The sequence below is a fragment of the Collinsella sp. LCP19S3_D5 genome (assembly GCF_052121415.1).
Lineage (GTDB): Bacteria > Actinomycetota > Coriobacteriia > Coriobacteriales > Coriobacteriaceae > Collinsella.
The window spans coordinates 1-26,595 of the sequence record NZ_JBQKEH010000011.1 but is presented as its reverse complement, the minus strand read 5'-3'; the positions used below and the strand labels follow the sequence as shown (position 1 = coordinate 26,595).

Genomic DNA, 26,595 nt, shown 5'->3' with positions numbered 1-26,595 from the left:
TGTTCCTATCGTTGGAAAGCTATGTATCCTCTTCCAGCACGATAGCATGTAAGTTCGCTCAACTCGTCTTCACGAAGAAGTTTAAGACCGCTCGGCTCCAAATACTCAGAGAAGAACTGATCAACGAAGTCCTCATCGAAGTAGTCTTCATCTAAAGAAACTCCGACAAAATCAGAGACTAAATTGTACTTCGCTAAATAGATTGGAATTTTGAAAAGGGTGTTGATTTGAAAGAAGCCGTCAAAAGCTTCGAGCATCTTCGCAATGGTACCGTTCTGGTTCTCACAAAATCCTACCCCATCAACCGAGCCCAGCAACTTGACGTTGGAGCCGTAACGCCGGTTTCTATCATCCAGCTTCTTCTTAATCTCTACGGTTTCATTGGACTTATTTACTCCGTATTGACCTGGATCTGAAGAATGAATTAGGGATTGAACAAGTATCGCTGGCTGCGAAGCCTCATCAAGGACAACAAGATCAAAGCTATGGGAGTCCGATAGCCCATTTTCATGCTGTGTTAGTTTCATAGTTTCGATATCGATATTTGGATCGTAGCTGGCCATGGGATCTACATATTTATTCTCTGGCAACATCTTTACTCCGCAAAGGTGGAACACCCTTGCAAAAGCCATCTCTGCGCCGTGGCCTCTATACTTTGCGTCTGCCTGCTGTGATTCTTTCGTATCAATCAGGTTCGATATGATTTGACGATATTGTCCCGACGTCAAAGTGGAAAATGCATCCAACGTTTCAAAGAGACCTCTCGCCTTAAAATAGGAGAGAACCAGAGCAACCGCCGCTTCCCTAGTTCTATCGTTTTGAATAAGACGAATGAAATACTTAGTATCGTGTTTTTTGAGAAAACCACGTCTTTCGGCAAGTGATGACTTGCTTCCCAGCATATTGGCCTCGTAGGTCATATCGAGATAAAAACGCTTGTCGGATACTCCGACAAGTTTCCTAAGTTCCCCGATGATAGCCGGATTGGATTCGATTTCACCCTTTACATAGTCTTCTCGCTTTTCAGCCGGCTGAGAAGAATATCTCTCTCCAAATCCGATGAGGTATTGAGAGCTCAACGCGCCCTTTGCGCCCTTTCCTTCATAAATTGGAAGATTGTACTGGGGAGATACGCAATACCAGTATTCATACAGCTTATCCACGTTTTGCCTTCCTTTGTAATCAGCCAAATTAATGGCAGTCTTAATCCTTAAGCATCAAACGCATCATTATTGGCAGACTTCTCCAGTTAGTGCACATTTTGCCACTAATTAAGCGTCAATCTTGCTTTGAATAACTAGGTTGCCATTTGTTGAACACTTGAAGGCATCGTCCTTTAATTCGAACAGCCACAATTTAATTCTGCTTCTGCTACGTGGCCTCCGATTTGTGACGACCTCCCAAACTTCTTATCAAGTAATTCATGCGAGCCGTTTTTTGTCCGCTCAAGAAGAAAGGCGGGCCTTTCATGGACGGCGAAAATAATGACACGGTCACGCAGGCGCGGGTCGAGGGTCAGCAGGCAGCGGCGAGCGACCAGGCGGCGCAGGCGCAGGCGATGGCGGCTCGGGTAGACCGGGGCGGCTCCGGCGGCGAGGGCGGCGACGCGCTCTCCCGGGCGCGCGCGGACTAGGAGGCGGCGCTCAAGGAGCGCGACGAAAGAATCGCAGCGCTCGAGGGTGAGATCGCGGAGGCGGCCAAGACCGCCGAAAGCGCGGAGGCGCTCCGCAAGGAGATGGACGAGCTGCGCCGGAGGGGCGACGAGGACGCGCGGCTCGTGTGGGGGCGCTGGGACGCGGCGTGCGAGGCCAAGGTGCACCGGTTCGGGCGCGTGGTGTTCCCCGACTGCGAGGACGCCTCCGAGCTGAAGGCGCTGACCGAGGCGGCGCTCGCGGCTGCGTGCGTGCCGAAGGTCTGCTACGAGGTGGACGTCGCGGCCGTTGACGGGGGCGGGGGCGTGCGGCTGGGCGACAACGTGGCGGTGATCGACTCGTCGCGCTCGCCGGAGTGGCATCTGCGCGCACGCTGCGTGCGGCGCGTGCGCGAGCTCGGCGTGGGCGCGCCCTCCGTGCGGCTCACGCTGGGCACGGTCGAGCGCACGACGTGGGCGGCCTCCGCCGACGTGGCGGCGCGCATGACAGCGGTCGAGGAGACGGCGGCGACGGCGTCCGACACGGTCGCCTCTTACGAGGATCTTGGCAGCGAGGAGTTCTGACATGGCTGAGACGAGCACGTTCGCGCTCGCGGGCGACAGCCTGAGCGCGGTGACGTGGGACGAGTGCGACGCGCCGCTGGGCGGGTGCTTCACTGCCTCGCCGGTCGATGCGGAGGGGCGCGGGCTCGCGCTCACGGTCACGCGCGGCGGCGAGGCGGTGGATCTGAGCGACGCCACGGTGTACCTGCTGTGGCGGCACCGGGAGCGGCGCGTGCGCGGATGCGAGCCCTTCGAGGCGGTGGACGCCTCGGCGGGATCCTTCCGCGTGTTCTGGCCCGCCGCGATGGCGTTCACCGAGGGCGCGGTGGACGCACAGGTGATGGTGACGAGCGACGGGGAGGCGATATCCACGCTCCCCTTCGTCGTGCGCGTGACGCAGGCGCTCGCGGGCGCGGGCGAAGGGGGCGACGGGTACTCGCTGTTCCTGGAGGCGATCGAGAAGTTCGAGGGCGCGAACGCCCTCATCTCCGATGCGGTGGCGAAAGCGCAGCAGGCGGCGAGCGTTGCCGCCGAGGCGCTGGAGGACGCGCAAGGAGCCTCCGGGGCGATCACCGCTGCGAACGCAGCCGCGAGCGCGGCGACCCAGGCAAAAGAAGATCTCCTGACAGCCGCCGCGCGCGGGGACTTCGACGGAGTGCCGGGCGCCCCAGGCGCCCCGGGCGCGCCGGGTGTCGACGGCGAGGGCAGAGCGCCGGGCGCGGACGGGCAGGACGGCGCCGACGGCGTGAGCCCGACCGCCAAGGTGGAGCAGACCGAGGCGGGCGCGGTCGTCACCGTGACCGACGCCACGGGCACCACCACGGCGACCCTCACGCACGGCCCCAAGGGCGACAAGGGGGACGACGGCGAGAAGGGTGACAAGGGCGACCCGTTCACCTACGCCGACTTCTCCGCTGAGCAGCTGGAGGCGCTGCGCGGCCCCCAGGGCATCCAAGGTTTGCCCGGCATCGGTGGCGAGGATGGCATCGATGGGCAGGACGGCGCACCCGGTGCCGACGGCCAGGACGGCGCGGACGCCGAGACCACCGGCGCGACCGCCACGGTGGACTCGTCCACGGGCACGCCGTCGGTGACCGTGACGCTCGACGGCACGCCGGGGGCGCGCACGTTCGCGTTCGCCTTCTCCGGCCTCAAGGGAGAGACCGGCGAGCAGGGGCCGCAGGGCGCGCCCGGGCAGGACGGCGAGGACGGCGCACCGGGCGCGACGCCCGATCTCTCGGCCTACGCGACGAAGCAGTACGTCGACCAGGCGATTGCCGCCCTGGACGACCTGAGCGGGGTGGAGTTCTGATGGGCGTGGGGACGATCCAGAGGAGCGTGCTCGCCGACATCGCCAACGCGATTCGCGTCCAGAACGGCGGGACGGGCACCTACCTGCCCTCCGAGATGGCGGCGGCGGTGCTCGCGCTCGACGGCACCAGGGCGGGGACGCCGTTCCAGGCGGTCGCCGGGACGGGCACGGGGGTGATCTCGGATGCCGTCTTCGACGGCATCGCCGACGCGATCCGCGCGCAGAACGGGCTCGCCGAGACGTACACGCCGGGCGAGATGGCGCCGGCGATCCTGGCGCTCGCTTGGGACGTGGGCTTGAAGATGCGCGCGATCCTGCTTTCGGACGGCACGCTCGAGTTCAACTACCGCGACGGGCGCTCCTCCGACGTCCCCGGCGCGGTGATCCTGGACGCCTGGGAGGTGGACCCCGCGGGCTACTCGTCGGCCGGCGCCCGCCCCTGGGACGACGCCAAGCTCTCCGTGACGCGCGCCGTGTTCGACGGCGACTTCTCCGAAGGCGGGCTCGCGAACGCGAGCTACCTCTTCCACGGGTTCGAGAACCTCGTGGAGGTGGAGGGCTTCGAGGAGCTCTCCGGCGCGACCAGCATGAACCAGATGTTCGTGAGCTGCCCCTCGCTCGAGACGATCTGGGCGGACGGGTTCACCTCGTCCGCCACGAGCGGGTCGCTCATGTTCAGCGGGTGCAGCAGGCTCGTCGGGGGCCGGGGCTACGTGCCGGGGCAGATGGACAACCACGCGGAGCTCAACTACGGCGAGGACGGCGTGCTGACCGACCCCGCGAGCGACCGGCGCACGTGGTTCCGCTGCTTCCTCTACGCCGACGGAGAGCTCGTGCTGACGGCGGCAACCGAGCCAGAGGCGGGACGGGAGCTCGTGTCGTCGGGACGCCTGTGCGCGAACGCCCGGTACAACTCGGTGGGCTACCAGCCCTGGTACGACCACCGGCACGACGTGGAGGCGGTGGAGATCGCAGCCGACATGGCTCCTACGACCACGTGAACCCGAACTACTGGTTTTACGGGCACGGGGAGATCGCCAGCGTGACGGGGATGGGGAACCTCAGCGGCGTGCGCGAGATGCAGCACACCTTCAACAGCTGCGTGGGGCTCACCGAGATCGACCTGTCCGGGCTCGACCCGTCCTCGCTCGAGGACCTCGCCTACACCTTCGGCGGGTGCGGGTCGCTCGTGACGATCTGGACGGACGCCGACTGGGCGCTGCCGTCCTCCGGCGTCTCCGGCTTCCAGACGTTCTACCAGTGCGCCTCGCTCGTGGGAGGGGCGGGCACGACCTACGCGAGCTCGCGCGCGGGCTACCAGTACATGAGGATCGACGGCGTGGGCGGTGCCTGCGCCGCATGTGCCGGAGGGGTGGACGCGCCGCCGGATAGCCCTCGGGACGAACCCGCCATGCGGGCGGCGCGAGAGACGGGACATTGCCGCGATTATGTGCCGAGACTTACTCTGAAAAACGACAGCACTTATCCCGTATAGCTCCTGTTTACCAGCTTGCCGCCCACATACGCAAGTTCATGAGCACTCTCCGAGATATATTTTGCTACGGAGTGCCACTCTCTTTTGAACTTGAAGAACAACTCGCCGTCTATTCTTTTGATCGGGCAAGTGTATGTTCCTGTTCCTGCTGCGATCCGACACCATTCGCAGGCTTTGTTGACCATCATCACTATCATGCTTCCTCGCTCTCCCCTCCTGTATCCTCTTCTCCTTCTTCTGGCTCGGGTGCATCCTCTTCTTGCTCAACCGCCGGCTCCTCGACAGTCGTTCTCTCTGCCTGCATTTCGTAGGCGTGTATCCCGTTTACGAGTTCCGCTTTCGCCTCATTTGCCAGGGCCTTCTTCTTGCTGTACTGCCCGTAGATTAAGGCTGCTCCTGCGAAGAGGGACCCGGCCACAAGGGCGCCTATTCCCGCCCCCTCAATCCTTCCTTGTCCGCGCGCGTTCTTCTCAAGCGTGCTTAGCAGGAGGTCGGGCCCACCCGCCTCCTTGGCCATGTGCGAAAGATCTGCGTAATCCCAAGACATGCATGCTCCTTTCTCAGTTCTCAAGCTCCTCAATCTCTTTGCGGCGCTCTTCAGTCAGCTCAAGAGTTTCAATGAAACCGCTCATTGCCTCTGCTATGTAAGTCTCAGCAACATGGAGCCGTTCGAGCGACCGCTCATCCATCCGTGCCAGCATGCTCGGCGGCGTCATCCCACCTTCTTTGTAGAACTTGCCGAGTATGTAGAACGTGACATAGGGGTCGTCCTCGTTTGCGTTCTCAGCCGCGGAGTACGCAGCGGCCACGGCGGCGTTCGCCTCTTCTGACCTTGCGGGGATTCCCCGCGCCTCTAGGTCTAATAGCGCAATGAGCATTTGATTTACGATGTAAGCGAACGGCCCGAACTCCTTCGATTCCTCGATTATCTGGGCCATTCTCTCGTCCAGCTCGGTCACGCCGGCATCAGCCATGCGGCTGTTCGCGCTCTCCACCCACTTGAAGTAGTTGACAAGCTCCCTCTCCCCCTCGTCCCCTTCATCCGCCAAGATCCAGGCGTACTCGGGATGACGAAGCAGGGCGTGCATGGCCTCTCCCGTATTCGGGCCGGACCCATTCCCGATGAGCTTCCTCACTTCCTTGGCGAGGAACAGGCGCTCCCTGCCCTTGCGCAGCTGCGTCTCGAGCTCTGAGATTCTGCAATCGAGAGACTCCCGCACATCGAACCCTGGCCCAGCAAGCGCTTCCCTGACCTCCTTTGTTGTGTATCCAAGGTCCTTAAACAGCTTGATGAGAAAGAGGGTAGTGAGGTCATCCTCTGAGAAGAGCATGTATCCAGCCTCGCTCCTTTCCGGCGAGATCAGGCCCCACTCCACATAACGCTGCAGAGTCCTCTTTTTTATCCCGGTCAGCTTGCTGACCTCTCCAGTTTTTATCATCTCCTTCACCTCCATCTTGAGCATAAACTGCGACGTAGTGTCGCAGTCAAGCGACTTTTTCGAAATCGTCCAAATATATCTTTGTGAACTCCTTTGTGAAGCGACGGAAGGCTACGCTTCGCAACATATCCGCAGATAGACATGCTCGTTTGTGACCGCGTCGGACACTTCTCCCAGAGGGCGGGGCGTTCCCGCTCGAGGGAGGAGGCGCGCATGGAGTCGGTCGTCGCGGCGCTCGTGACGGGGGTGCTCACCCTCGCCGGGGTGCTCGTGTCCAACTCACGCAGCCGCGCGGTCATGGAGGTCAAGATCGACAACCTGACGCGGCAGGTCGAGAGGCACAACTGCCTCGTCGAGCGCACCTACGCCCTGGAGCAGGACGTCGCCGTCGTGAAGGCGGAGATCGAGAACATGCGGAAGGGGCAATGATGGAGGCTTTCCTGACATCCAACGAGTGGCCGTGGCGCCTGGCGCGGACCATCGTGCAGGGCGTGCTCGGCGTGGTCGTGGCCAACGTGGACATGCTCGTGGGCTGCGCCGTGCTGGCGCCGGAGTGGCGCGCGGTCGTGGTGGCGCTCGTGATGGCCGTGCTGTCGCCGGTGATGGCGGAGCTCGGCGCGGCGCTGCCGTCGGGCGGTGGTTCCGATGAATGACGGGCGCGAATACGCGAGCGAGGAGGAGCGCTGGGAGGCGCTGCGCGGTGAGGGCGTCGAGGCTGCCGCGCCGGACGGCTGGGAGCCCGACGAGGGTGAGGACGGCGGCTTCGAGGAGGTCGCCGATGGCGTATAGCATCCTCTTCAAGCAGTGCGGGAGCGACCACATGACGCGCGGGCGCTCGCGCGCGATCGACCGCATCGTGGCGCACTTCACGGCGACGCTCGCCTCCGCGCGCAACAACGCGACGTACTTCGCGAGGAACGAGGGCCAGGGCGCGAGCGCGTACTACTTCGTCGACGACATCACGCCGGAGATCTATCAGAGCGTGGCCGAGGGCGACACCGCCTGGCACGCCGGAGACTGGCAGATGAACTGCCGCGCGGTCGGCATCGAGGTCGTCTCGGCAGGCGAGGACTTCAGCGCGACCGAGGTCGAGAAGCTGGGCTGGCTCGTGAGGAAGCTCATGGCCAAGTACGGCATCGGCGCTTCCGGGGTCATCCGCCACTACGACGTGACGGGCAAGCTCTGCCCCGCGCCCTACGTGGCGGCGTCCAAGTGGGCGGCGCTGAAGGCGGCGATCACGGGCGGCGTTGTTTCTGAAGGCACGACCCCGGCCGCGCCCAGCGGCACGGTCGCGGAGCTCGCGCGGCGCGTCATCGCCGGGGAGTTCGGAAACGGGGCGGCGCGCAAGGCGGCGCTGGGCGACCGCTACGCGGAGGTCCAGGCGCGCGTGAACGAGATCCTGTCGTGACGCGCGAGGACGCCCGCTGGGGCGCGGCCACGGCGCTCGCCGTTCTGCTGTGCCTGGGCGCGCTGCCCTCGTGCCGCTGCCCTGGCTCGTGGGCAGGCTAGATCCGTAGCGTTCCGTCGCTTCACGAAGGTCTACACAAGGAGAGGCCCTCGTCCCTGGGATGGGACGAGGGCCTCCGTCGCTAGCGCCTCCGGCGCGAGCCGTCGCTGAGCGTCGGGAAGTCGCGGTGCCTGGGGCCGTCCACGAGCACCTCGTACCACCACTCGCGGCTTCGCGGCCCGTCCGCCGCGAGGTCGTCGATCAGGCGGGTCTGGGTGACCTCGTCGAGTTCCGCGAACTCGTCGCGCATCGCGTTCTCGATGGCGGAGGAGCTCGCGATCATGTCGTGTAGGATCTGCTTCTTCTCCTCGATGGTGAAGCTCTCGGGCGAGATGTCCATGAGCTCTGCCATGAAGTAGGCGTGGTCCTCGGCGTCCTCGAGTGCCTTCCAGTCGGTCATGTCTGTGCTCCATTTCTCTCATGTAGTGAGTTTTCCCCTTATCTGGGGTGGTACGAATTGCGGTACGAATAAACCCGCTCGGAGCGTTTCACGCCGTTGCGAAGTGTTATTCGGACTTCAATACGACACCTATAACTACCTGCGAGAATGTTGCATTCTGTTACCCGCTGTTCCGAACTGGGGTGCGTCTCCTATATTAGCTCGCAGCTAAGGTTGCGGTAAACGGCCAATGCTCACAGCAATAACCGGAAGCAACAACAAGCCGCATCCACACCCACCGGGACTATAAACGGCAGACTGTCGGCGTCGCCCCATCGTCACTCCAACCTCAACATCTTTGAACACTACAATGCGATAGCCTGCTGAACAGGAACGATCTTATCCAGTTCCGGCTCGATGCGCCTCTTTTCCGCCTCGAGGTCAACCGCTATCTGGGCGCGCAGCCAATAACCATCCGTTAGGCCAAAGTAGCGGCAAAGGCGAAGATCGGTGTCAGCCGTAACACGACGCCTCCCCAAAATAATCTGCCCAATACGCTGTGCCGGAATCCCGGTCTCCTTAGCAAGACGATATTGAGAAATGCCCATAGGAACAAGAAATTCCTCTTTGAGAAGTTCACCAGGAGTCACCGGTGACAGCAAATCGGGCGCGGTCTCATCACTTGTGATAATCGACGATTTCGACATTCCAAGCCATCCCCTGTCTCCACTCAAAGCAGACCCGATAGCGCTCATTAACACGGATACTATATTGGCCGGCGCGATCGCCCTTCAACGCTTCAAGACGATTGCCCGGAGGAACGCGAAGGTCATCAAGTGAAGCACAAACCTGCAGTTGACGAATCTTCCTCAATGCGACCCGCTCAAAGGGCACGAACCTCCTGACCCGCACACCCATTGCAAAACGTTCGGTATCCTCATCTTTGTACGATGCAATCATAGTATCGCCTTACGTTAATAACGTCAAACGTTTCTACAGACATACATCTCTATTATACCGTACATTTGTTCGTATTTTCTAGAACATGCGCCCGCGCCGATTAACCAAGCAAAAGCAATCGTTTGTAGACATCGAGGCCCTTGAGCAAAATTTCCTCGTCAAAGAGCATGGTATCGGTGTGAAGGGCGCTCGTGGCATAGGCGGGACAGCCATCCGAATCGCTCGGGTTTTCTTGACCCTCCGGCACGCCCGTGCCCAGCAAGAAGAACACGCCCGGCAGATGGCGCTGATAGAACGCAAAGTCCTCGGCAATTAACAGCGGCTCCTCCACAAGCTGCAGGCCGGGCAAGGCAGGCGCGACGCTGGCAAACAACTCGGGGTCGTTGTCGACCGGCGGATAGCCCTCGGCAAAGTCGAGATCGTACGTGCAGCCCGTTGCGACACAGGCATCGTCCAGCACGCGGCGCACGCCTTCGCGCGCCCGGTCGAACATGCCGTCCGTAAACACACGCAGGCTTCCGGCCACATGGGCCTCCCCCGCCACCGCGTTGCAAACCGTACCGGCCTGCAGCAGACCAAACTTGCCGATACAGGGCTCGTCGGTGCCCAGCTCGTCCATCAGCTCGCGCTCGGCAACCAAAAACTTCGCTGCCGCCAACGCGGCATCGTGCGACTCCTCGACCGGCACGCCATAGGTCTTAGCAATATGGATGCTCGTGCCGTGAATATAGATATGCGTCTCGCTCGAACGCGCCAACAGCGGACCGGAACAGCTCGCCAACGTGCCGGCAGGCAGATCGGGCCACACATGGAAGCCAAAAATGCGGTCGACCCCATAGCACTCGAACACGCCGCTCTCGCATACCGTCTTGGCACCACCGGTCGTTTCCTCGGCCGGCTGGAACACAAAGAGCACGTTGCGCCTCATGGCGCCCGGCTGCTCGCGAATCGTACGGTCGACATACGTCGCGGCGGCAAGTGCCATGGCCATGTGACCGTCATGTCCGCAAGCGTGCATCTTGCCGGGATGGGTCGAGGCAAAGGCCGCCCCTGTCGCCTCTTCAATGGGCAGCGCATCCATATCGGCGCGAATCGCCGTGGCATGCGCGGCATCAACGCCGGCGTCGAAGAAAGCGCAGACGCAGCTGGGGCACGGATGGGTCACTTCGCAGGTGAGCGGTGCCAGCACGCCCTCGATATAGGCAATGGTTAGCGGAAGATCGAAATCGAGCTCCGGAATGCGATGGAGATCGCGCCGATAGCGACGGAGTTCTTGGAGCTCGGTCATAGAGGATCCCTTCGTGAGGCACATTTGTTGCAACTTATTGTGATACAGGATTGTGGCGCACATGTTTCCAGCATATCCCTGCATTTTTTAAACGTTATATACGAATACTCTTGTTTGGTAAAGTGCAACGTGATAGGGTCTTTACCACTTGATAGAGGCGCGGGCACGAAGAGCCGCGGGTGAGCCGGCAGGCTTTGACCCCGCGGGGAGGCGAAACCCGCCGAACTGGGTTTTTCGGGCACGAACAACCTGGTGGGCCTGTGGGAAACACCCACAGGACTGTCTGCAGCAATGCGGGAGCGCTATCCGGACATTGGGTCCACGCTATGCGGATTCGATGCGCAGATGGCGCCGTCTGGATAGCGAGGTTTACGGGACATGGCATTGACCCCCAACGAGGCATATGCGGCCAAGCAGCCGTTTGTGGACAAGGAGACGCTCGAGCATATCGTCGAGCAGTTCCCCACGCCGTTTCATCTATACGACGAGGCGGGCATCCGCCGCAACATGCAAGAGGTGCGCGACGCCTTTGCGTGGAACCCGGGCTTTAAGGAATACTTTGCCGTCAAGGCCAACCCCAACCCGGCACTCATCTCCATTCTCAACGAATACGGCTGCGGCTGCGATTGCTCGAGCTATACCGAGCTCATGATCGCCCGCTCGCTGGGTATCACGGGACACGACATCATGTTCTCGTCCAACGACACGCCGGCTGCGGACTTTGAGCTCGCCGACAAGCTGGGTGCCATCGTCAACTTTGACGACATCAGCCACATCGAGTTCTTTGAGCGTGTTGCGGGGCCCATCCCCAAGACGGTCAGCTGCCGCTTTAATCCGGGCGGCCTGTTCCAGCTCTCCAACGGCATCATGGACAACCCCGGCGACTCCAAATACGGCATGACCACCGAGCAACTCTTCGAGGCCTTCCGTATGCTCAAGACCAAGGGTGCCGAGGACTTTGGTATCCACGCCTTCCTTGCCAGCAACACCGTCACCAACGACTACTACCCCAAGCTCGCGCGCATCCTCTTTGAGCTTGCCGTGCGCCTGGAGCGCGAGACCGGCGCACACGTCGCCTTCATCAATCTATCCGGCGGCGTCGGCATCCCCTACCTGCCCGAGCAGCAGGCCAACGACATTCACGCCATCGGCGAGGGAGTGCACGCGGCATACGACGAGATCCTGGTCCCCGCAGGCATGGGCGATGTGGCAATCTACACCGAGATGGGCCGCTTTATGATGGGCCCCTACGGCTGCCTGGTCACCAAGGCCATCCACGAGAAGCAGATCTACAAGGACTATATCGGTGTCGATGCAAGCGCCGTCGATTTGATCCGCCCCGCCATGTATGGTGCCTACCACCACATTACGGTGATGGGTCAGCCGGGCGGCGCCGACAAGGGCACAGCGCCCGTCACGAACACCTATGACATCACGGGCAATCTGTGCGAGAACAACGACAAGTTCGCCATCGATCGCGAGCTACCGCATATCGACATGGGCGACCTGCTTGTAATCCACGATACCGGTGCGCATGGCTACTCCATGGGCTACAACTACAACGGACGGCTGCGCTCCGCCGAGGTCCTGCTGCGCCCCGATGGCGCGGCCGACCTCATCCGCCGCGCCGAGCGCCCGGGCGATTACTTTGCCACGCTCGACGTGCTGCCGTGCGGCCGAGAACTGTTGGCCAAGTCGCGCGCCGAAAGTGCCCGCCGCCGCGCCCAAGACGAGCGCCTGGCAGTCGCCGCCCAATGGAACAAGCGCATCCAGATCGCCGAAGCGAAGGAGAAGAACATGGACATCCGCAATCTCGAGGGCTCAATCGTCGCCCTGGTTACGCCGTTTAAAAAGGACGGCAGTGTCGACTTTGATGCGCTCGAGCGCCTTATCGATTTCCACCTGCAAAATGGCACCGATGCCATCCTCGCCCTGGGCACCACCGGCGAGAGTGCCACGATGACCGACGACGAGGACAACTCCGTTGTCGCCGCGGTGGTCAAGCAAGTTGCAGGACGCGTCCCCGTCATCGCCGGCTCGGGCTCCAACTCCACGCAGACCATGCTCACCAAGTCGCTCACTTACCAGGGCTTGGGAGCCGACGGTCTACTGCTCATTACCCCCTACTACAACAAATCCAACGAAGAGGGTATCTACCAGCACTTTAAGACCGTCGCCGATGCCGTAGACATCCCCTGCATCCTGTACAACATCCCCGGCCGTTGTGGCTGCGGCATCAGCGAGCGCAACGTGGAGCGCTTGGCCGCGCACCCCAACATCATGGGTATTAAGGAAGCCTCGGGCAACGTCGCCTACGCTGCCAAGATCGCCCACCTGCTGTCCGACGACTTCCGCATGTACTCGGGCGAGGACGCGCTCACCGTGCCGCTCATGAGTCTGGGTGCTTCGGGCACCATCAGCGTGTGGGCCGACGTGCAGCCGCAGCTCGTACATGACATGTGCCGCGCCTATCTGGACGGTGACGTGGCACGTGCCCGCGATATCCAGATTGCCGGCCAGCCGCTCATCAATGCCCTCTTTAGCGAGGTCAACCCCATCCCCGTCAAGGAAGCGCTCGCCCAGATGGGTATGATCGAGGCAAACTACCGCATGCCGCTGTGCCCCATGGCAGACGATACGCGCTCCGCACTTACCGATGCTCTGAAGGGAGCTGGTCTACTTGATTAAGACCGTCATTATGGGAACGGGCCGCATGGGCTCGCTCATCCGCACTACCGCCGAGGGTATTGTCGACGCTGACGGAGAGCCCGTTTTTGACATCGTCGCCCAGATCGGCTTCGACTTGTCCGAGCTCGAGAACGCTCCGGCAGCCGACGTCATCATCGACTTCTCGAACGTTGCGACCTTCGACGCCGTCGTCGCCTATGTCGAGCGCACGGGCGCGGCGTTGGTCTCGGGCACCACAGGCTATACGCCCGAGCAGATGGATCGCCTGCGCGAGCTGGGTCAGAGCGCCTGCGTCATGCACTCCGGCAATTACTCCATCGGTATCGCAGCCCTGCGTCATCTGGTGGCACAGGCCACGCGAGAGCTGCCCGTCTTTGACTGCGAAATCGTCGAGACGCACCACAACCAAAAGGTCGACGCCCCCAGCGGCACTGCCAAGTTGCTGCTCGACGCCGTCGTCGAAGCCGAGCCCGAGGCAGGCTACCACCCCGTCTATGGCCGCGAGGGCATGTGCGGAGCGCGCGACCCCAAGGAGATCGGCGTGCACTCGCTGCGCGGTGGCACTGTCGCCGGCGTGCACGAAGTGAGTTTCTTTGGCCAGGACGAGGAGGTCACGCTCACGCATCGCGCCACGAGTCGTCAGATCTTTGTCAACGGCGCCTTGGCAGCCGCGCAGAAGCTCGTCACCCGCGAGCCCGGCTTCTATACGTTCGACCAGGTCATGTTTGCCTAACCAGGTATCAACCGGATCCACCCAAAGGAGAGACCGCAAATGAGCAACGCAGCCGAAATGGATGCACAGGAGATTATCAACTATATCGCCACCGCGCCCAAGAAGACGCCCGTCAAGCTGTACGTGCGCGAAAAGCCGGGCAAGAAGGTCCAGTGGGGCAATGCGCATGTCTACGGCGGCCGCCGTGGCAAGACCGTCTTTGGTGACTGGGATGAGCTCAAGGCAATCCTCGACGCCAACGTCGATTCCATCGATTACTACGACGTGGAGAACGACTGCCGCAACTCCGCCGTGCCCATGCTCGACCTCAAGGGCATCAACGCCCGCATCGAGCCGGGCGCAATCATCCGCGACCGCGTCGAGATCGGCGACCGTGCCGTCATCATGATGGGCGCCATCATCAACATCGGCTCCGTCATTGGCGAAGGCTCCATGATCGATATGGGCGCCGTGCTGGGCGGTCGCGCCACCGTGGGCAAGAACTGCCACATCGGCGCCGGCACCGTGCTGGCAGGCGTCGTGGAGCCTGCCAGCGCCACCCCCGTCATCATCGAGGACGACGTTATGATCGGCGCCAATGCTGTGGTCCTGGAAGGCGTGCGCGTGGGCAAGGGTGCTGTCGTTGCCGCCGGCGCCGTGTGCGTCGAGGACGTCCCCGCCGGCGCCGTGGTCGCCGGTGTCCCTGCCCGCGTTATCAAGATGCGCGACGAGAAGACCGACAGCAAGACCGGTCTCGAGGAAGGCCTGCGCCAGCTCTAATAGTTACGCGGTTTTACCAAACCGCGTAACGGCTCGACGCTCCAAACGACCCAGAGCGGCAATCTGACGTTCAATCGTCGGGCATGACCAGAAGGTCAATGCCCTCCTCTTTCACGTCACCTTGCTCGCTCTGGGTCGTTTTCGCTGACTTATGCTCAACCTGCAACGTGATTAAGCCCCAAGTAAAAAGGCCGAAACCCCATCCAGGGCTTCGGCCTTTGCTTTCCCGCTGTAGGCGCAACGCAACTTATCGGTTCTCGATGCTGCCGATGTTTTTGAGCTCGATGGAGATGAGGCCGTTGGGCTCGTTGACAAACTCGATGTACTCGGAGTTCGAACCCATCTCGGCCGGGAAGCTGATCTCGATGCCCGTGTCGGTACGAATCTTGTGATTGCGTACGGCCGCGCGCTCGACTTGCTTGCGCTCCACGGGCACGCGCTCGGGCACCTTCTCCTCGGTCAGCGCCGCACGCACGCTCTCCTTGATGACCGGCTCGTCCTCAAAGACCTCATCGACGATATCCCAAGGCGGCAGCTCCTCGTCGTCTTCAACCTTCTCGGCAACGGCGGCTTTAACCTTGGCGAGCGCTACGGCCGTGTTGGCGCCGTGCTCCTCGGCGACCTCCTCGACCACGCGCGTCACCGTGTCGATGACCTCCTTACCCGAAACCCCCGTGTCGCACTGCAGCAGGCCGTCGGGAATGAGCATGCGGTCCTCGCCGGCAATCTTGCGCTTCTTATCCACGTAGCCGATCTCCATGGTGCTTGCACGCACGATGGCATAGCTCGGCACCTTTTGCGAGGGGTTTGGCAAAATGGCGTAGTGGCGCGCGATGTCGTTACGAACCTCGCCCTCTTCGCGACCCACTTCGTGCATGTATGCCTGCTTGGAGCCCAGCAGCATCACGGCAAACCAGCGGGCATCTTCATCATCGTCAAAGTCCGCCACAAGCACGTCAGTGGACTCGGCTTTCTCGGCCTTGGTGAGTTCGGAAGAGATGAACTCCGCAATCTGCTGAGACAAGTCCACGAACTCACGCTCACCAAAGAAATAGCCCTTGAGCTCGCCGCCAAACGCAGAGTTCTCCGCAAACGTGGCGCGCTTATTGTCGGCCGAGGTACGTGCGCGGCGCAGATGCGTGGTCACAAAGCTGCGCACGGTACGGCTTTCGATATCCAGCTCGCGCTGGCTCATGACATTGACGGCAGAGTCAAAGTCCAGGATATGCAGAATCGCGTGATTGATTTTCATATACGGCATTCCGTTCTAGATCGCTTTTGGCACGAACCAGTATAGCGGTCGAGTCCACCCCAGGCGCATCGAAGATTGGTGCAAACAAACCTGTCCCCTTTGCATCAAAAAGGCGCCCGGGCCGTGTGGGCCCGGACGCCTTCATTGTAGCTTTTCGCTCTAGCGAGCTTGATTTAGCAGGAAAAGTCGACGCTGTCGATGATGTCCTTGAGGGCCTTTGCGGAGGCGGTGAGCTCATGCTGCTCGTCATCGTTCAGCGGCACGGGAACGCGGCAGACAACGCCGTCGCGACCAACGACCGTCGGCATGGAGATGGCCAGATCGGACAGGCCGTACTCGCCCACCATAAGCGAGGAGACGGGCAGAACAGTCTGCTCGTCACGCATGACGGCAGTGCAGATGCGCTTTACTGCCATAGCGACACCGTAGTAGGTGGCGTGCTTCTTCTCGATGATGGTGTAGGCAGAGTTCTTGACGTCCTCGGCAATGCGCTTCTCGGCAGACTCATGCTCCAGATGGCCGTGAAGCTCGCAGAAGGTGTTCAGCGGCACGCCGGCAACCTGAGCGCTGGACCAGGCGACAAACTCGGAGTCACCATGCTCGCCCATGACGTAGGCCTGAACGTCGCGCGGGTCAACCTCGACGTGAGCGCCGAGCATCTGCTGTAGACGGCCGGTGTCGAGCACGGTGCCGGAGCCGATGACATGGCCCTCGGGCAGACCGGACATCTTGATGGCGGCGTAGGTCAGAACGTCGACCGGGTTGGAGACGATGAGCAGAATGCCGTCGAAGCCAGACTTCTTAATCTCGGGAATAATGGACTTAAAGATGCTGACGTTCTTGTTGACCAGGTCCAGGCGGGTCTCACCGGGCTTCTGAGCAGCGCCAGCGGTGACGACGATCATGGCGGCGTCGGCGACATCAGAATAATCGCCGGCGTAGATCTTCATCGGCTCGGCAAACGTCATGCCGTGCGCAATATCCAGGGCCTCGCCCTCGGCGCGGTTCTTGTCCACGTCGATGAGAACCATCTCGGAGAACAGACCACTCTGCATCAGCGCGAACGCCGAAGACGAACCGACGAAACCGCAGCCGACAATAGCGACCTTCTTCTCGTTAACCATTAGAAACTCCCATCTCTCTCCACAAACAAGCCGCCCGGGAACGACCCGAGCGGCTTGACGTAATCCCAATGCATCCAATCGGGACTTTGATTATGCTCCTATACGCAGCCAAAAATCGACCGTTTACCGAAATTGTTTGCAGGATTCGTAAAATAACTGCACGAAATCGGTTTCGAGCTATTGACGAGCCCAAATAGTCTTCTAATACAGGCCCGCCTCGCGGATGGCCTCGACAGCCAAAGCGATCTGATCGGGCGGCAGGACCAGCGCCATGCGCACGTGCCCCTCGCCCGAAGGGCCAAAGCTCGCGCCCGGCGTCACCACAACGCCGGCCTTCTCCATAAGCTCCTCGCAAAACGCCATGGAATCGGTGCGGCCACCGGGAAGCTTGGCCCACACAAACATAGAGCCATGCGCGTTGGGACGCTCCCAGCCCAGGTCCTCAAGACCGTCGCACAGGGCATCGCGGCGCTCCTGGTACTTCAGACGTTGCGCCTCGACCTCATCGCGCGGACCATTGAGGCAGGCGATGGCGGCCTTCTGAATCGGGAAGAACATGCCAAAGTCGATCTGGCTGCGCAGCTTGGCAAAGGCAGAGACCACATCCTCACGGCCGACCAAAAAGCCGATGCGCGCACCGGTGACGTTAAACGACTTGGAAAGCGAGAAGAATTCCACGCCCACCTCGAGCGCGCCGGGATACTGCAAGAAACTGCCGCCGGGCTCGCCGTCAAACACGATGTCGGAGTACGCGTTGTCATGGACGATCAGCAGGTCGTGCTCGCGGGCGAAGGCGATGATCTCCTCGTAGACCTCGGGCGTGCCCACCGAGCCCACCGGGTTGGCGGGCAACGACACGATCATGTACTTGGCACGATCGGCCACCTCGGGATCGATGCCCGCCACATAGGGCAGGTAATTGTGCTCCGCCACCAGCGGATAGTACTCGAGCTTGGCATCGGCGATCTTCGCGCCCGCCTCAAAGACCGGATAGCACGGATCGGGAACCAGAATGGTGTCACCCGGATCGAGCAGGGCCAGGCCCAAATGACCCACGCCCTCCTGCGTGCCGTTGCACGACTGCACCATGGACGGCGTAATGCCCGAAACGCCAAAGCGACGCTCATAGTAATCGCACACGGCCTGCTTAAGCTCGGGCAGGTCGCGCAGGGAATACTTCCACATCTCGGGATTTTGGGCGGCCTGCGTGAGCGCGTCGACCACGTGGTCGTACGGCTTAAAGTCGGGCGTGCCCACGCTCATGTTGTAAATGGTCTTGCCCTGAGCCTTCAGCGCAAGAAGTTTGTTGTTGAGCGAGGCGAAGACCTCCGCGCCAAAGCGGTCGAGACGCTGCGATGCCTGCATGGTGCCACCTTTCGATATAAAAAATACGGCGCTCCGACAAGAGCGCCGCGCGATACGGGCCATCAGATTGCAAAAGTGTAACGCTTGCAACCCCCGTATTGGTTCAATTTAGCCAACCTTAGTCAATTGGATTGAGCGCGTCGATCCGCGCAAGCCACAGACGCGAGCTGGCGTCACTCGGCATACGCCAATCGCCGCGCGGGCTGAGCGTCACCGAGCCCACCTTGGGACCATCGGGCAGACAGCTGCGCTTAAACTGCTGGGCAAAGAAGCGACGATAGAACGTACGCAACCACGTGTGGACGGTCTTGGCGTCATAGACACCCTCAAAGCTCTTGAGCGCCATACGGTAGATCTTGCCCGGCTCAAAGCCAAAACGCAGCAGGTAATAGAGGAAGTAATCGTGCAGCTCGTACGGGCCCACCAAATCCTCGGTCTTCTGCGCAATCTCACCGTCGCCCGTGGGCGGCAGAAGCTCGGGGGACACCGGCGTATCGAGGATATCGAGCAAGACCTCGGCAATACGCCCACCAAAGACATCAGCGGCATAACGCACCAGATGGCGCACAAGCGTCTTGGGCACGCTCGCGTTGACGGCGTACATGCTCATGTGGTCGCCGTTATAGGTAGCCCAGCCGAGCGCCAGCTCTGACAGGTCGCCCGTGCCGATAACAAAACCGCCAGCCTGGTTGGCCAGATCCATCAGAATCTGCGTACGCTCGCGGGCCTGACTATTCTCGTAGGTCACGTCCTGAACTGCCGGGTCGTGCTCAATGTCCTTGAAGTGCTGCTCCACAGCCGCGTGGATCGAAACCTCGCGGAAGCTCACACCCAGGTCGCGAGCGAGCGACTCGGCATTCGACTTGGTGCGATGTGTCGTGCCAAAGCCGGGCATGGAAACCGCCGTGATACCCGTGCGCGGCAGCCCCAATGCATCGAAGGCACGCACGGTCACAAGCAGTGCCAGCGTGGAATCCAGGCCGCCCGAAAGACCGATGACTGCAGCCTTGGTACCCGTATGGGCAAGGCGAGTCTTGAGGCCGGCAGTCTGCAGATTGAGGATCGTCTCGCAGCGCCCGGCCAGGTCACCATGGTCGGCCGGCACAAAGGGCGCGCGGGGGAAGACACGGTCGATGTCAAGCGCATCACGCAGGACAGGTTCTTCGGCCAGCATGCCCTCAAACGAAAACTCAACAATCGTGGCCTCCGGCGCATCATCCGCGCGCGTCCACGTGGTCGAACGACGGCGCTCGGCAACCAGACGGTCGAGGTCAACGTCGGCCACCGCCATATCGCAGGTGAGGAGCTTCGTGGCGGCGAGCTTCGAACCGTTTTCGTAGACGAGGTTCTCCCCTGCAAAGACCATGTCGGTCGTGGACTCGCCCTCGCTCGCGTCCGCGTAGGCATAGGCGCAGTACAGGCGCGCGCTTTGGTTAGAGATAAGGCTGCGGCGATAGTCTGCCTTACCGATAATCTCGTCCGAGGCCGACGGATTGAGGATCACTGTCGCACCGGCAAGCGCCATCTCGGTCGAAGGGGGCGCCGGCACCCACAGATCCTCGCAGACCTCAACGCCCAGCACCATATCCTCGGCGTCCCCATCACAGCAGCGGTAGACAAGCCCCGAACCCAGCGGAACCGGACCCTGACCGGCAAACTCAACCCACACGGGATCGGCGGGCGCCGGAGCAAACCAACGGCGCTCATAGAACTCGCCATAGTTGGGCAGATACTTCTTGGCCGTGAGGCCCAAAAGCTCGCCCGCGCAGCACACGGCGGCACAGTTGTAGATATTCTCGGCCACCGCAACGGGAAGACCGATGGTAAAGACAATCGGCAGCTCGCGGGTTTCATCGAGAATATGTGCCAGTGCAGTCTCGCAGGTATGCAGTAATGTGCGGTTATGGAACAGATCAGCCGCGGTATAGCCAGTCAGATTAAGCTCGGGCAGCACCAGAGCACGGACACCGCGCTCGACCGCCTCGCGAACAGCCGCCAGCGCAACCTCGGCATTGCCCTCGACATCGGCCACGCGAATCCGCGGCGAGGCCGCCGCCACACGCAAAAAGCCATCAGACTGAGAAAGGTGAAGATTCATAAGAATGCTCCCGTGCGTAGACGCCATTCACAACAATTAGCAAGCCCTATTGTAGTTCAACCGCCGGGTGTAACCGCATCCCACCAATTTGGTGAGCTATTGATGAGTTGATGGTATCTGTTAAATGTCACGTACGATTCACATCTGGTGGGTACCCTGATGGCTACACGAAACGAAGCAGATTTACACCGGGAGGGCCCCGTATGACAACCAAGTACACCGACGCGCCGCGCACGCGCGTCATGACGCCGGCATCGCTCAACAACGGCGTTCACGAAAACCATTCCATCGGACAGACCATGGCCATCGCGCCCAAAAAGGGCCTGTTCGACGACATTTCCATTCCCCAAATCATCGCCGGCGCCGCAGCTGCCGCCACGAGCGTCGCACTTGCTTCCAAGATCGGCATCGCCGGATCGGTGATCGGTGCCGCCGTGAGCTCGGTCATCACCGTTGTGTCCTCGCAGGTCTACCGCCACTTTATCTCTGCCAGCGCCAACGCCCTCAAAGGCACGCACGCCGCCGTCGACTACCCTGCCGGCGCCTATGAGCCCGTTGACCTTAATGCCGAGGAGCACCTGGGCGGCGCCGCGACTACGCAGGAGATGCGCCAGGTTGCGGGGCGCGCGACCACGGCGCGCGTCGCCCCCAACAGCCTGCGTGCCAAGGCGGCGGCAGAGCGCAGCCAGACGCAAAAGAAGGTCATCGTCTTCTCGATCGCCATCGCCATCGTCGCGGTCATCGCCTGCGCTGGCGCCATCCTTATCACCACCGCCGGTGAGGGTCTGGGCGAGCGTCCCGAGTCAATCCTTTCGTCGCGCACAACCGAGCACGATGCGGATAGCTCAGATCAATCGCAAAGCCAGCAGGATGACTCGCAGGACACCTCCGCATCCACCGACTCGTCCTCGAACACCCCCGATCAATCGCAGAGCGCCGATTCCTCTGTGAACAACAGCGGTACGCAATCCGGCACGACTGACTCAAGCCAAACGACCGACGGCTCTCAACCGAGCACGAGCGACCAGACGAGCGGCAACATGTCGGGAACGGACACAACCGACAGCGGCAACAATAGCAGCTCGAGCGGCACCGCATCTGGTACGGCATCTGACAGCTCAAACCAGGGTACGGCATCGGGCAACTAGGAGCTGTATCCCCAGATAGGCAACCTAGACAACGGGCGCGAATCGGCAGCGATTCGCGCCCGTTTGTCTCAGGTGCCGCAATGCCAAACCACGTGCGATGGTAAGATGCTTTGGTGTGTATAGAGGAGATTTGCCATGAGCAAGACAATAGTTAAGCCCACACTATCGCTGGGCAACCACATCTATCTGTATCGCCTGCTGCGCGATGCGATTGGGTGCGGCAAGCAAACGTTTATGACGCAGGTCGAGGAGGCGCTCGCCGCTGGTGACATGACCGCTTATGACCTGGGCTTCGAGTCCACGCGCGAGCTGCTCGAGGAGCTCGACGACTGCATTAAGCTGACCGTCTTTAAGGGCGGCCGTCTGTATGCCACCGTCATCGCCAACGAGGCATGGGATGCCGCCCTTGCCAAAGGCGAGGACAAGCCCAAGGCTGCCAAGGGAGCCAAGCAGTCCTACAAGAAGAAAAAGCGCGGCGAGAAGGACCTCAAGGCCGTGCGCCCCAAGCATGTTAAGCGTCCCGAGCCAGAAGCCATGGTTGAAGCCGTACCGGAACCCGAGCCCGAGACAGAGATCGAAGTCGCTATTGAGGTAACGGCAGAAGCCGAAACCGAAATCGCCGCCACGACCGATCCCGAAGTCATATCAGAGCAGGAAGCCACTGCGGAGCTCGAGGAGGCTCCCAAGTCGACAACCGAAGAAGCCGCCAACCAACCCGAGACGCCTGCGTTCCAAAACAGCGATGTTTTTGGCGACGAGGCCGAGGACGATCAGTCCGACGAGCCCGACGATCAAGACGCTACCGAGTCGACGCCAGAGCCCGAGACGCCGCAGCCCGCCATCTCGCTCACGGTCGTCTATGACCCCGAGAACGCCAACGCCGGCATCACCACCATGGCATCCACGCCCATCGAGGCAAAGTCGAGCGTCGAGAACGAGAACGCGACTCAGGTTGAGGTTGGAACCGCAGCTGCAGACGCGCCCGTCACTGTGGAGCCCGCAGATTCCACGATCGAGCCGGAAGCGACGCCGGAGCCCGCACCCGTCATCGAGTCCGTGCCCACCTCTGCTTGCGAGCAAATTCCCGCACCTGCACCGGCTTCGGCACCCGCAGCGGCCCCAACCCCCGCACCTGCAGCACCCACCATCCCCAAGGACTTCCCCGTCGATTTCGCAACCGAGGTCTTCTGCCCCGGCCCGCTTCTGCACCAGCTGTCGACCTATCTCCCCTACGGCGCCGACACGCTCGGCATCGTCGGCGAGTACTACTGGATCGCCCGCGAGCGCGGTACCATCGAGGCCGCGCGAAACCGCGCAAGCTTCCCCCTGCGCTACACGCAGGCCGGCGAGCGCCACGAAGTCACCGTGCGCATCCGCCGCAACACCACCGGCGGCCTCGGAGCCACCTGGACCATCGATAAAGTCGAAGAACCCGAGCAGTAACGACAAACGGCTCAAATCCAAATCAGGATTTGAGCCGTTTTTATTTGTTGATGTTGCGTAACCAACAGCGAGCGGGCCGCAAGTGCCCCAGGTTGCCGTGAAAGAGGAGCGACGCGTACTTCGGTACGCGAGCGACGGTTTGAACGGCAAGATGGGGTGCTTGCGGCCCGCGCAGCGTCGAGCAGTTACGCGGTTTGGTAAAACCGCGTAACAAATTAGTCACGCGTCAGCTTGCGGTGAATACGATGCGGCTGGGCTGCGTCCTCGCCCAGGCGCTCGATGCGGTTGGCCTGATAGGCCTCAAAGTTGCCCTCAAACCAATACCAGTTGCCCGGATTCTCGTCGGTGCCCTCCCACGCCAGAATGTGCGTGGCGACGCGGTCCAGAAACATACGGTCGTGGCTAATGACCACCGAGCAGCCCGGGAACTCGAGCAGCGCCGCTTCGAGCGAGGACAGCGTCTCGACGTCGAGGTCGTTCGTGGGCTCGTCGAGGAGCAGCAGGTTGCCGCCCTGCTTGAGCGTGAGCGCCAGGTTCAGACGGTTGCGCTCGCCACCGGATAGTACGCCAGCGCGCTTCTGCTGGTCCTGGCCCTTAAAGCCAAAGCTCGCCACGTACGCGCGGCTGGGGACCTCGGTCTCGCCGACCATCATGTGGTCCAGGCCATCCGAGACGACCTCCCACAGGTTCTTATCGGGGTCGATGCCAGAACGGTTCTGATCGACATAGGAGATCTTGACGGTCTCGCCCACCTCGAGCTCGCCCGAAGTCAGCGGCTCCAGGCCCACGATGGTCTTGAACAGCGTGGTCTTGCCCACACCGTTGGGGCCGATGACGCCCACGATGCCGTTGCGCGGCAGGGTGAACGATAGGTCGTCGATGAGCACGCGACCGTCGAACTCCTTGTGCAGGTGATGGGCCTCGAGCACCTTGTTGCCCAAACGCGGGCCCACAGGGATGCGGATGTCGGTCCAGTCGAGCTTCTGGCTTGCGCGGGCCTCGGCCTCCATCTCCTCATAACGAGCCAGACGGGCCTTGTTCTTGGCCTGACGGGCCTTGGGGCTGGAGCGCACCCACTCGAGCTCGGCCTCCATGCGCTTGGCGAGCTTGGCGTCGCGGTTGCCCTGAGCCTCGATACGCGCGGCCTTGGTCTCCAGATACGTGGAGTAGTTGCCCTTGTAGGGATAAAGGTGGCCGCGGTCGACCTCGCAGATCCACTCGGCAACGTTATCCAGGAAGTAGCGATCGTGTGTGACGGCTAGCACCGCGCCCTGGTAGTTGTGCAGGAAGTGCTCGAGCCACAGGATCGACTCGGCGTCCAGGTGGTTGGTGGGCTCATCGAGCAGCAGCAGGTCGGGAGCTTCGAGCAGCAGCTTGCACAGGGCCACGCGACGGCGCTCGCCGCCGGAAAGCACGTTGACCGGCATGTCGGAATCGGGCAGCTGCAGGGCATCCATAGCCTGGCCGAGTTTGGAATCGATATCCCAGCCATCGGCGGCGTCGATCTCGTCCTGGAGCTTGCCCATCTCGGCCATGAGGGCATCCATGTCGCAGTCCGGGTCGCACATCTCCTCGCCGATCTTATTGAAGCGATCGACCTTGGCGATCATGTCGCCAAATGCCATGCGCACGTTCTCGATGACGGTCTTGTCGTCGTCGAGCGGCGGCTCCTGCTGCAGGATACCCACGGTGTAGCCGGGGGTAAGTCTGGCATCGCCGTTGGAGACTTCCTCGATGCCGGCCATGATCTTGAGCAGGGTCGACTTGCCCATACCGTTAGGGCCCACGACGCCGATCTTGGCACCGGGATAGAAGCTCAGGGTCACATCGTCAAGGATCACCTTGTCGCCATGAGCTTTGCGAGCCTGATACATCTGGTAGATAAACTCTGCCATTTGCCTGTTTTATCCTTTCTACCTGCTGTTTCCCTATTCTTGTTTCGCTTTAGTGGAAACGAGATGAGAAAACCAGCTCTAAAACGTAACGAAAAAGGGGCACGGTTGCCCATACCCCCTAATACTACCTGGGAAAAGTCCCCCGGAACATACTATGAACTGCGTACGCTAGTTTTCCGCAACCTTAACGAGCGGCTCGCTGCGATTTGCGCCACAGCAGATACGAGTAGACGTAGACGACTCCGACCGAACCAAACGCCAGCACCGCAATCACCGCGGCGACAACTTCACTCGAAAGCACGCTACCCGCAACGCCCATCACAATCAGACCAACACCCAGCACCATAAAGCACGCACCGCCAAAGCGCTGCGTACGGCGCCAGTTCTCGGGATCGGCAAGCGCCCAGGGCGTCTTGATACCGAGCGTATAGTTCTGCTTCACACGCGGCAAGTAGTTGCCTACGCCAATGAACAGCAAACCGACAGCACCGGAAATCAGCACGTTGACCGAACCGACCGCCGGCACCACGCCCCAGACCGTAAGCTCTCCCAGCCAGCTTATGGCGCACATGAACAAGGTGAAGGTGATTACGAAGCCCTGATAGAACTTGCCCGAGGTTCGATATGCCTCACCTTTGGGATCGATGCGCGGCACCACGTAGAACATTGCGAGAAGCACCAGGGGCAGCACGCCGTGCGCGGAGGCCATCCAGCTGGGACCCCAACCGTCAACGCCGTTCGCGCCCCAGTGCGTGGGAATCTGCGCAGGCAAGCTCGGCATCACCATAAGGTGCGCTACGATATTGGCGACGCACAGAGCGACCAGCGCGATCCACACGCGTGGCGATACCCCCGTGGCGTGAATGCCCTTGTTTTCGTTATTCATCCTTATCACCTTCAGTGTTTGTAAAGCCCATAAACCAACCGATCAAGTCCTGCATGACGGTGGTGTTTAAGCTGTAAACGATGTTTTGGCCATGACGTTCATCGGTCACCAACCCGGCGTTTTTGAGCGTCGCCAAATGATGGCTCAACGACGGCTTGCTGATGTCAAAATGCTCGGCAAGCTCCCCAGCCGTGCGGTCGCCCTCGCGTAGTAGTTCCAAAATGCGCCGCCGCGTAGGATCGGCCAGCGCTTTAAAACCCTCTCCCGGCATAGGACCTCCTCTCAGTATTTCGTTCGACGCGCACACTATACTCGATATTTAGATATTTGTCTAACTATCTAATCTTGTACTCAAAAAAATAGCCGCCCCGCGTAATGCGAAGACGGCCACTTCTCACGCCATAAACGTGTTTCGGAGTTGGCCAACCCGCGGCAACGGGCGCCATCTGCTTCAATCTTATGCGAATCCCGATCCCATTTCAACAAGCTCCAAGGGCTCAAATGGAATCGCAATAATACCCTTGATTATCAACTTTATCCGAACACCTCCCACATTCATCCGTACATGTGCGGATGAATGTGGGAACCCGATACCCTGAGGGCCGGATCGGCCGGCCCCGGGAGATCGGA

Annotated in this window: 28 protein-coding genes and 1 riboswitch; of the genes, 14 read left to right on the top strand and 14 right to left on the bottom strand. The window is 61.1% G+C overall.

Going from position 1 to position 26,595, the window contains the following annotated elements; translation table 11 throughout:
• Positions 1–5 precede the first annotated feature (5 nt).
• Complete coding sequence (locus tag ACTQXO_RS05955) at positions 6–1,163, bottom strand: hypothetical protein (protein WP_441545543.1); 1,158 nt, start codon at positions 1,161–1,163, stop codon at positions 6–8.
• A gap of 305 nt (positions 1,164–1,468) precedes the next feature.
• Between ACTQXO_RS05955 and ACTQXO_RS05950 the strand changes: the two genes are divergently transcribed.
• The 5 genes from ACTQXO_RS05950 (at position 1,469) to ACTQXO_RS05930 (ending at position 5,001) form a co-directional block, all read left to right on the top strand.
• Positions 1,469–1,633: a hypothetical protein gene (locus ACTQXO_RS05950; protein ID WP_441069335.1), complete on the top strand. Its 165-nt coding sequence runs from the start codon at positions 1,469–1,471 to the stop codon at positions 1,631–1,633.
• 102 nt (positions 1,634–1,735) lie between these two features.
• Positions 1,736–2,215, top strand: coding sequence for a hypothetical protein (locus tag ACTQXO_RS05945; protein WP_441545542.1), 480 nt, complete (start codon positions 1,736–1,738; stop codon positions 2,213–2,215).
• Between the two features lies 1 nt (position 2,216).
• Positions 2,217–3,506 carry a collagen-like protein gene (locus tag ACTQXO_RS05940; RefSeq protein ID WP_441545541.1) on the top strand — a complete coding sequence of 430 codons (1,290 nt, stop codon included), beginning with the start codon at positions 2,217–2,219 and terminating at the stop codon, positions 3,504–3,506.
• Between the two features lie 26 nt (positions 3,507–3,532).
• Positions 3,533–4,507: a hypothetical protein gene (locus tag ACTQXO_RS05935; protein ID WP_441545540.1), complete on the top strand. Its 975-nt coding sequence runs from the start codon at positions 3,533–3,535 to the stop codon at positions 4,505–4,507.
• Entirely contained in the window at positions 4,504–5,001 is a 498-nt protein-coding gene (locus ACTQXO_RS05930; RefSeq protein WP_441545539.1) for a hypothetical protein, read from the top strand. The genes ACTQXO_RS05935 and ACTQXO_RS05930 overlap by 4 nt, the downstream gene beginning before the upstream one ends.
• A 193-nt stretch (positions 5,002–5,194) precedes the next feature.
• Here ACTQXO_RS05930 and ACTQXO_RS05925 read toward each other — a convergent pair whose 3' ends face one another.
• Both ACTQXO_RS05925 and ACTQXO_RS05920 read right to left on the bottom strand, forming a co-directional pair.
• Positions 5,195–5,548, bottom strand: coding sequence for a hypothetical protein (locus ACTQXO_RS05925; RefSeq protein WP_087227532.1), 354 nt, complete (start codon positions 5,546–5,548; stop codon positions 5,195–5,197).
• A 13-nt stretch (positions 5,549–5,561) separates the two neighbouring features.
• On the bottom strand, positions 5,562–6,464 hold the full coding sequence (locus tag ACTQXO_RS05920; protein ID WP_441545538.1) for a MerR family transcriptional regulator: 903 nt from the start codon (positions 6,462–6,464) through the stop codon (positions 5,562–5,564).
• A gap of 189 nt (positions 6,465–6,653) precedes the next feature.
• Here ACTQXO_RS05920 and ACTQXO_RS05915 point away from each other — a divergent pair, with 189 nt between their 5' ends.
• Genes ACTQXO_RS05915 through ACTQXO_RS05900 form a run of 4 tightly spaced genes read left to right on the top strand, consistent with a single transcriptional unit; the run spans position 6,654 to position 7,848 of the window.
• Complete coding sequence (locus ACTQXO_RS05915; protein WP_087227534.1) at positions 6,654–6,869, top strand: hypothetical protein; 216 nt, start codon at positions 6,654–6,656, stop codon at positions 6,867–6,869.
• Positions 6,869–7,093 carry an alanine racemase gene (locus ACTQXO_RS05910; protein ID WP_086414275.1) on the top strand — a complete coding sequence of 75 codons (225 nt, stop codon included), beginning with the start codon at positions 6,869–6,871 and terminating at the stop codon, positions 7,091–7,093. The genes ACTQXO_RS05915 and ACTQXO_RS05910 overlap by 1 nt, the downstream gene beginning before the upstream one ends.
• Positions 7,086–7,229: a hypothetical protein gene (locus tag ACTQXO_RS05905; protein WP_441545537.1), complete on the top strand. Its 144-nt coding sequence runs from the start codon at positions 7,086–7,088 to the stop codon at positions 7,227–7,229. Before ACTQXO_RS05910 ends, ACTQXO_RS05905 begins: the two co-directional genes overlap by 8 nt.
• Complete coding sequence (locus tag ACTQXO_RS05900; protein WP_441545536.1) at positions 7,219–7,848, top strand: N-acetylmuramoyl-L-alanine amidase; 630 nt, start codon at positions 7,219–7,221, stop codon at positions 7,846–7,848. The genes ACTQXO_RS05905 and ACTQXO_RS05900 overlap by 11 nt, the downstream gene beginning before the upstream one ends.
• Before the next feature lie 181 nt (positions 7,849–8,029).
• Here the strand turns inward: ACTQXO_RS05900 and ACTQXO_RS05895 are convergent, their stop codons facing one another.
• The 4 genes from ACTQXO_RS05895 to ACTQXO_RS05880 form a co-directional block, all read right to left on the bottom strand.
• The gene (locus ACTQXO_RS05895; RefSeq protein ID WP_441545535.1) at positions 8,030–8,347 is read right to left on the bottom strand and encodes a hypothetical protein; all 318 of its coding nucleotides are present in this window, start codon (positions 8,345–8,347) and stop codon (positions 8,030–8,032) included.
• A gap of 344 nt (positions 8,348–8,691) precedes the next feature.
• Positions 8,692–9,033 carry a HigA family addiction module antitoxin gene (locus tag ACTQXO_RS05890; protein ID WP_441545534.1) on the bottom strand — a complete coding sequence of 114 codons (342 nt, stop codon included), beginning with the start codon at positions 9,031–9,033 and terminating at the stop codon, positions 8,692–8,694.
• Complete coding sequence (locus ACTQXO_RS05885; RefSeq protein ID WP_427747940.1) at positions 9,005–9,286, bottom strand: type II toxin-antitoxin system RelE/ParE family toxin; 282 nt, start codon at positions 9,284–9,286, stop codon at positions 9,005–9,007. The genes ACTQXO_RS05890 and ACTQXO_RS05885 overlap by 29 nt, the downstream gene beginning before the upstream one ends.
• Positions 9,287–9,386: 100 nt before the next feature.
• A complete protein-coding gene (locus tag ACTQXO_RS05880) occupies positions 9,387–10,574 on the bottom strand; it encodes an amidohydrolase (protein WP_441545533.1) in 1,188 nt (395 codons plus the stop codon).
• Positions 10,575–10,718: 144 nt separating this feature from the next.
• Positions 10,719–10,887: riboswitch (Lysine riboswitch) on the top strand.
• 65 nt (positions 10,888–10,952) lie between these two features.
• On the opposite strand from ACTQXO_RS05880, the gene dapA reads away from it, so the two are divergent.
• Genes dapA through dapD form a run of 3 tightly spaced genes read left to right on the top strand, consistent with a single transcriptional unit; the run spans position 10,953 to position 14,754 of the window.
• Positions 10,953–13,262: a 4-hydroxy-tetrahydrodipicolinate synthase gene (gene dapA, locus ACTQXO_RS05875; RefSeq protein ID WP_427718484.1), complete on the top strand. Its 2,310-nt coding sequence runs from the start codon at positions 10,953–10,955 to the stop codon at positions 13,260–13,262.
• Positions 13,255–13,995 (top strand): 4-hydroxy-tetrahydrodipicolinate reductase, encoded by a 741-nt coding sequence (gene dapB / locus ACTQXO_RS05870; RefSeq protein WP_441031590.1) that lies wholly within the window; start codon positions 13,255–13,257, stop codon positions 13,993–13,995. The genes dapA and dapB overlap by 8 nt, the downstream gene beginning before the upstream one ends.
• Before the next feature lie 39 nt (positions 13,996–14,034).
• Entirely contained in the window at positions 14,035–14,754 is a 720-nt protein-coding gene (dapD, locus tag ACTQXO_RS05865; RefSeq protein WP_441038709.1) for a 2,3,4,5-tetrahydropyridine-2,6-dicarboxylate N-acetyltransferase, read from the top strand.
• 247 nt (positions 14,755–15,001) lie between these two features.
• Here the strand turns inward: dapD and ACTQXO_RS05860 are convergent, their stop codons facing one another.
• From ACTQXO_RS05860 to ACTQXO_RS05845, 4 genes are all read right to left on the bottom strand, one after another.
• Positions 15,002–16,006 (bottom strand): nucleoid-associated protein, encoded by a 1,005-nt coding sequence (locus tag ACTQXO_RS05860; RefSeq protein ID WP_441031594.1) that lies wholly within the window; start codon positions 16,004–16,006, stop codon positions 15,002–15,004.
• A gap of 173 nt (positions 16,007–16,179) precedes the next feature.
• Complete coding sequence (locus tag ACTQXO_RS05855; RefSeq protein ID WP_441031596.1) at positions 16,180–17,130, bottom strand: L-lactate dehydrogenase; 951 nt, start codon at positions 17,128–17,130, stop codon at positions 16,180–16,182.
• A gap of 201 nt (positions 17,131–17,331) precedes the next feature.
• On the bottom strand, positions 17,332–18,495 hold the full coding sequence (locus tag ACTQXO_RS05850) for a pyridoxal phosphate-dependent aminotransferase (protein WP_427718501.1): 1,164 nt from the start codon (positions 18,493–18,495) through the stop codon (positions 17,332–17,334).
• Between the two features lie 118 nt (positions 18,496–18,613).
• Positions 18,614–20,593 (bottom strand): NAD(+) synthase, encoded by a 1,980-nt coding sequence (locus ACTQXO_RS05845; protein ID WP_441031599.1) that lies wholly within the window; start codon positions 20,591–20,593, stop codon positions 18,614–18,616.
• A 203-nt stretch (positions 20,594–20,796) separates the two neighbouring features.
• On the opposite strand from ACTQXO_RS05845, the gene ACTQXO_RS05840 reads away from it, so the two are divergent.
• On the top strand, positions 20,797–21,741 hold the full coding sequence (locus ACTQXO_RS05840) for a hypothetical protein (protein ID WP_441031601.1): 945 nt from the start codon (positions 20,797–20,799) through the stop codon (positions 21,739–21,741).
• A 135-nt stretch (positions 21,742–21,876) separates the two neighbouring features.
• Positions 21,877–23,184 carry a hypothetical protein gene (locus ACTQXO_RS05835; protein ID WP_441031603.1) on the top strand — a complete coding sequence of 436 codons (1,308 nt, stop codon included), beginning with the start codon at positions 21,877–21,879 and terminating at the stop codon, positions 23,182–23,184.
• Positions 23,185–23,399: 215 nt separating this feature from the next.
• Here ACTQXO_RS05835 and ettA read toward each other — a convergent pair whose 3' ends face one another.
• The 3 genes from ettA to ACTQXO_RS05820 all read right to left on the bottom strand — a co-directional run bounded on the left by ettA (position 23,400) and on the right by ACTQXO_RS05820 (position 26,236).
• Positions 23,400–25,079 carry an energy-dependent translational throttle protein EttA gene (gene ettA / locus ACTQXO_RS05830; RefSeq protein WP_055251458.1) on the bottom strand — a complete coding sequence of 560 codons (1,680 nt, stop codon included), beginning with the start codon at positions 25,077–25,079 and terminating at the stop codon, positions 23,400–23,402.
• Between the two features lie 184 nt (positions 25,080–25,263).
• Complete coding sequence (locus ACTQXO_RS05825; RefSeq protein ID WP_441031605.1) at positions 25,264–25,965, bottom strand: SdpI family protein; 702 nt, start codon at positions 25,963–25,965, stop codon at positions 25,264–25,266.
• Positions 25,958–26,236, bottom strand: a complete 279-nt coding sequence (locus ACTQXO_RS05820; protein WP_154517353.1) for an autorepressor SdpR family transcription factor — start codon at positions 26,234–26,236, stop codon at positions 25,958–25,960. The genes ACTQXO_RS05825 and ACTQXO_RS05820 overlap by 8 nt, the downstream gene beginning before the upstream one ends.
• Between the last annotated feature and the right edge of the window lie 359 nt (positions 26,237–26,595).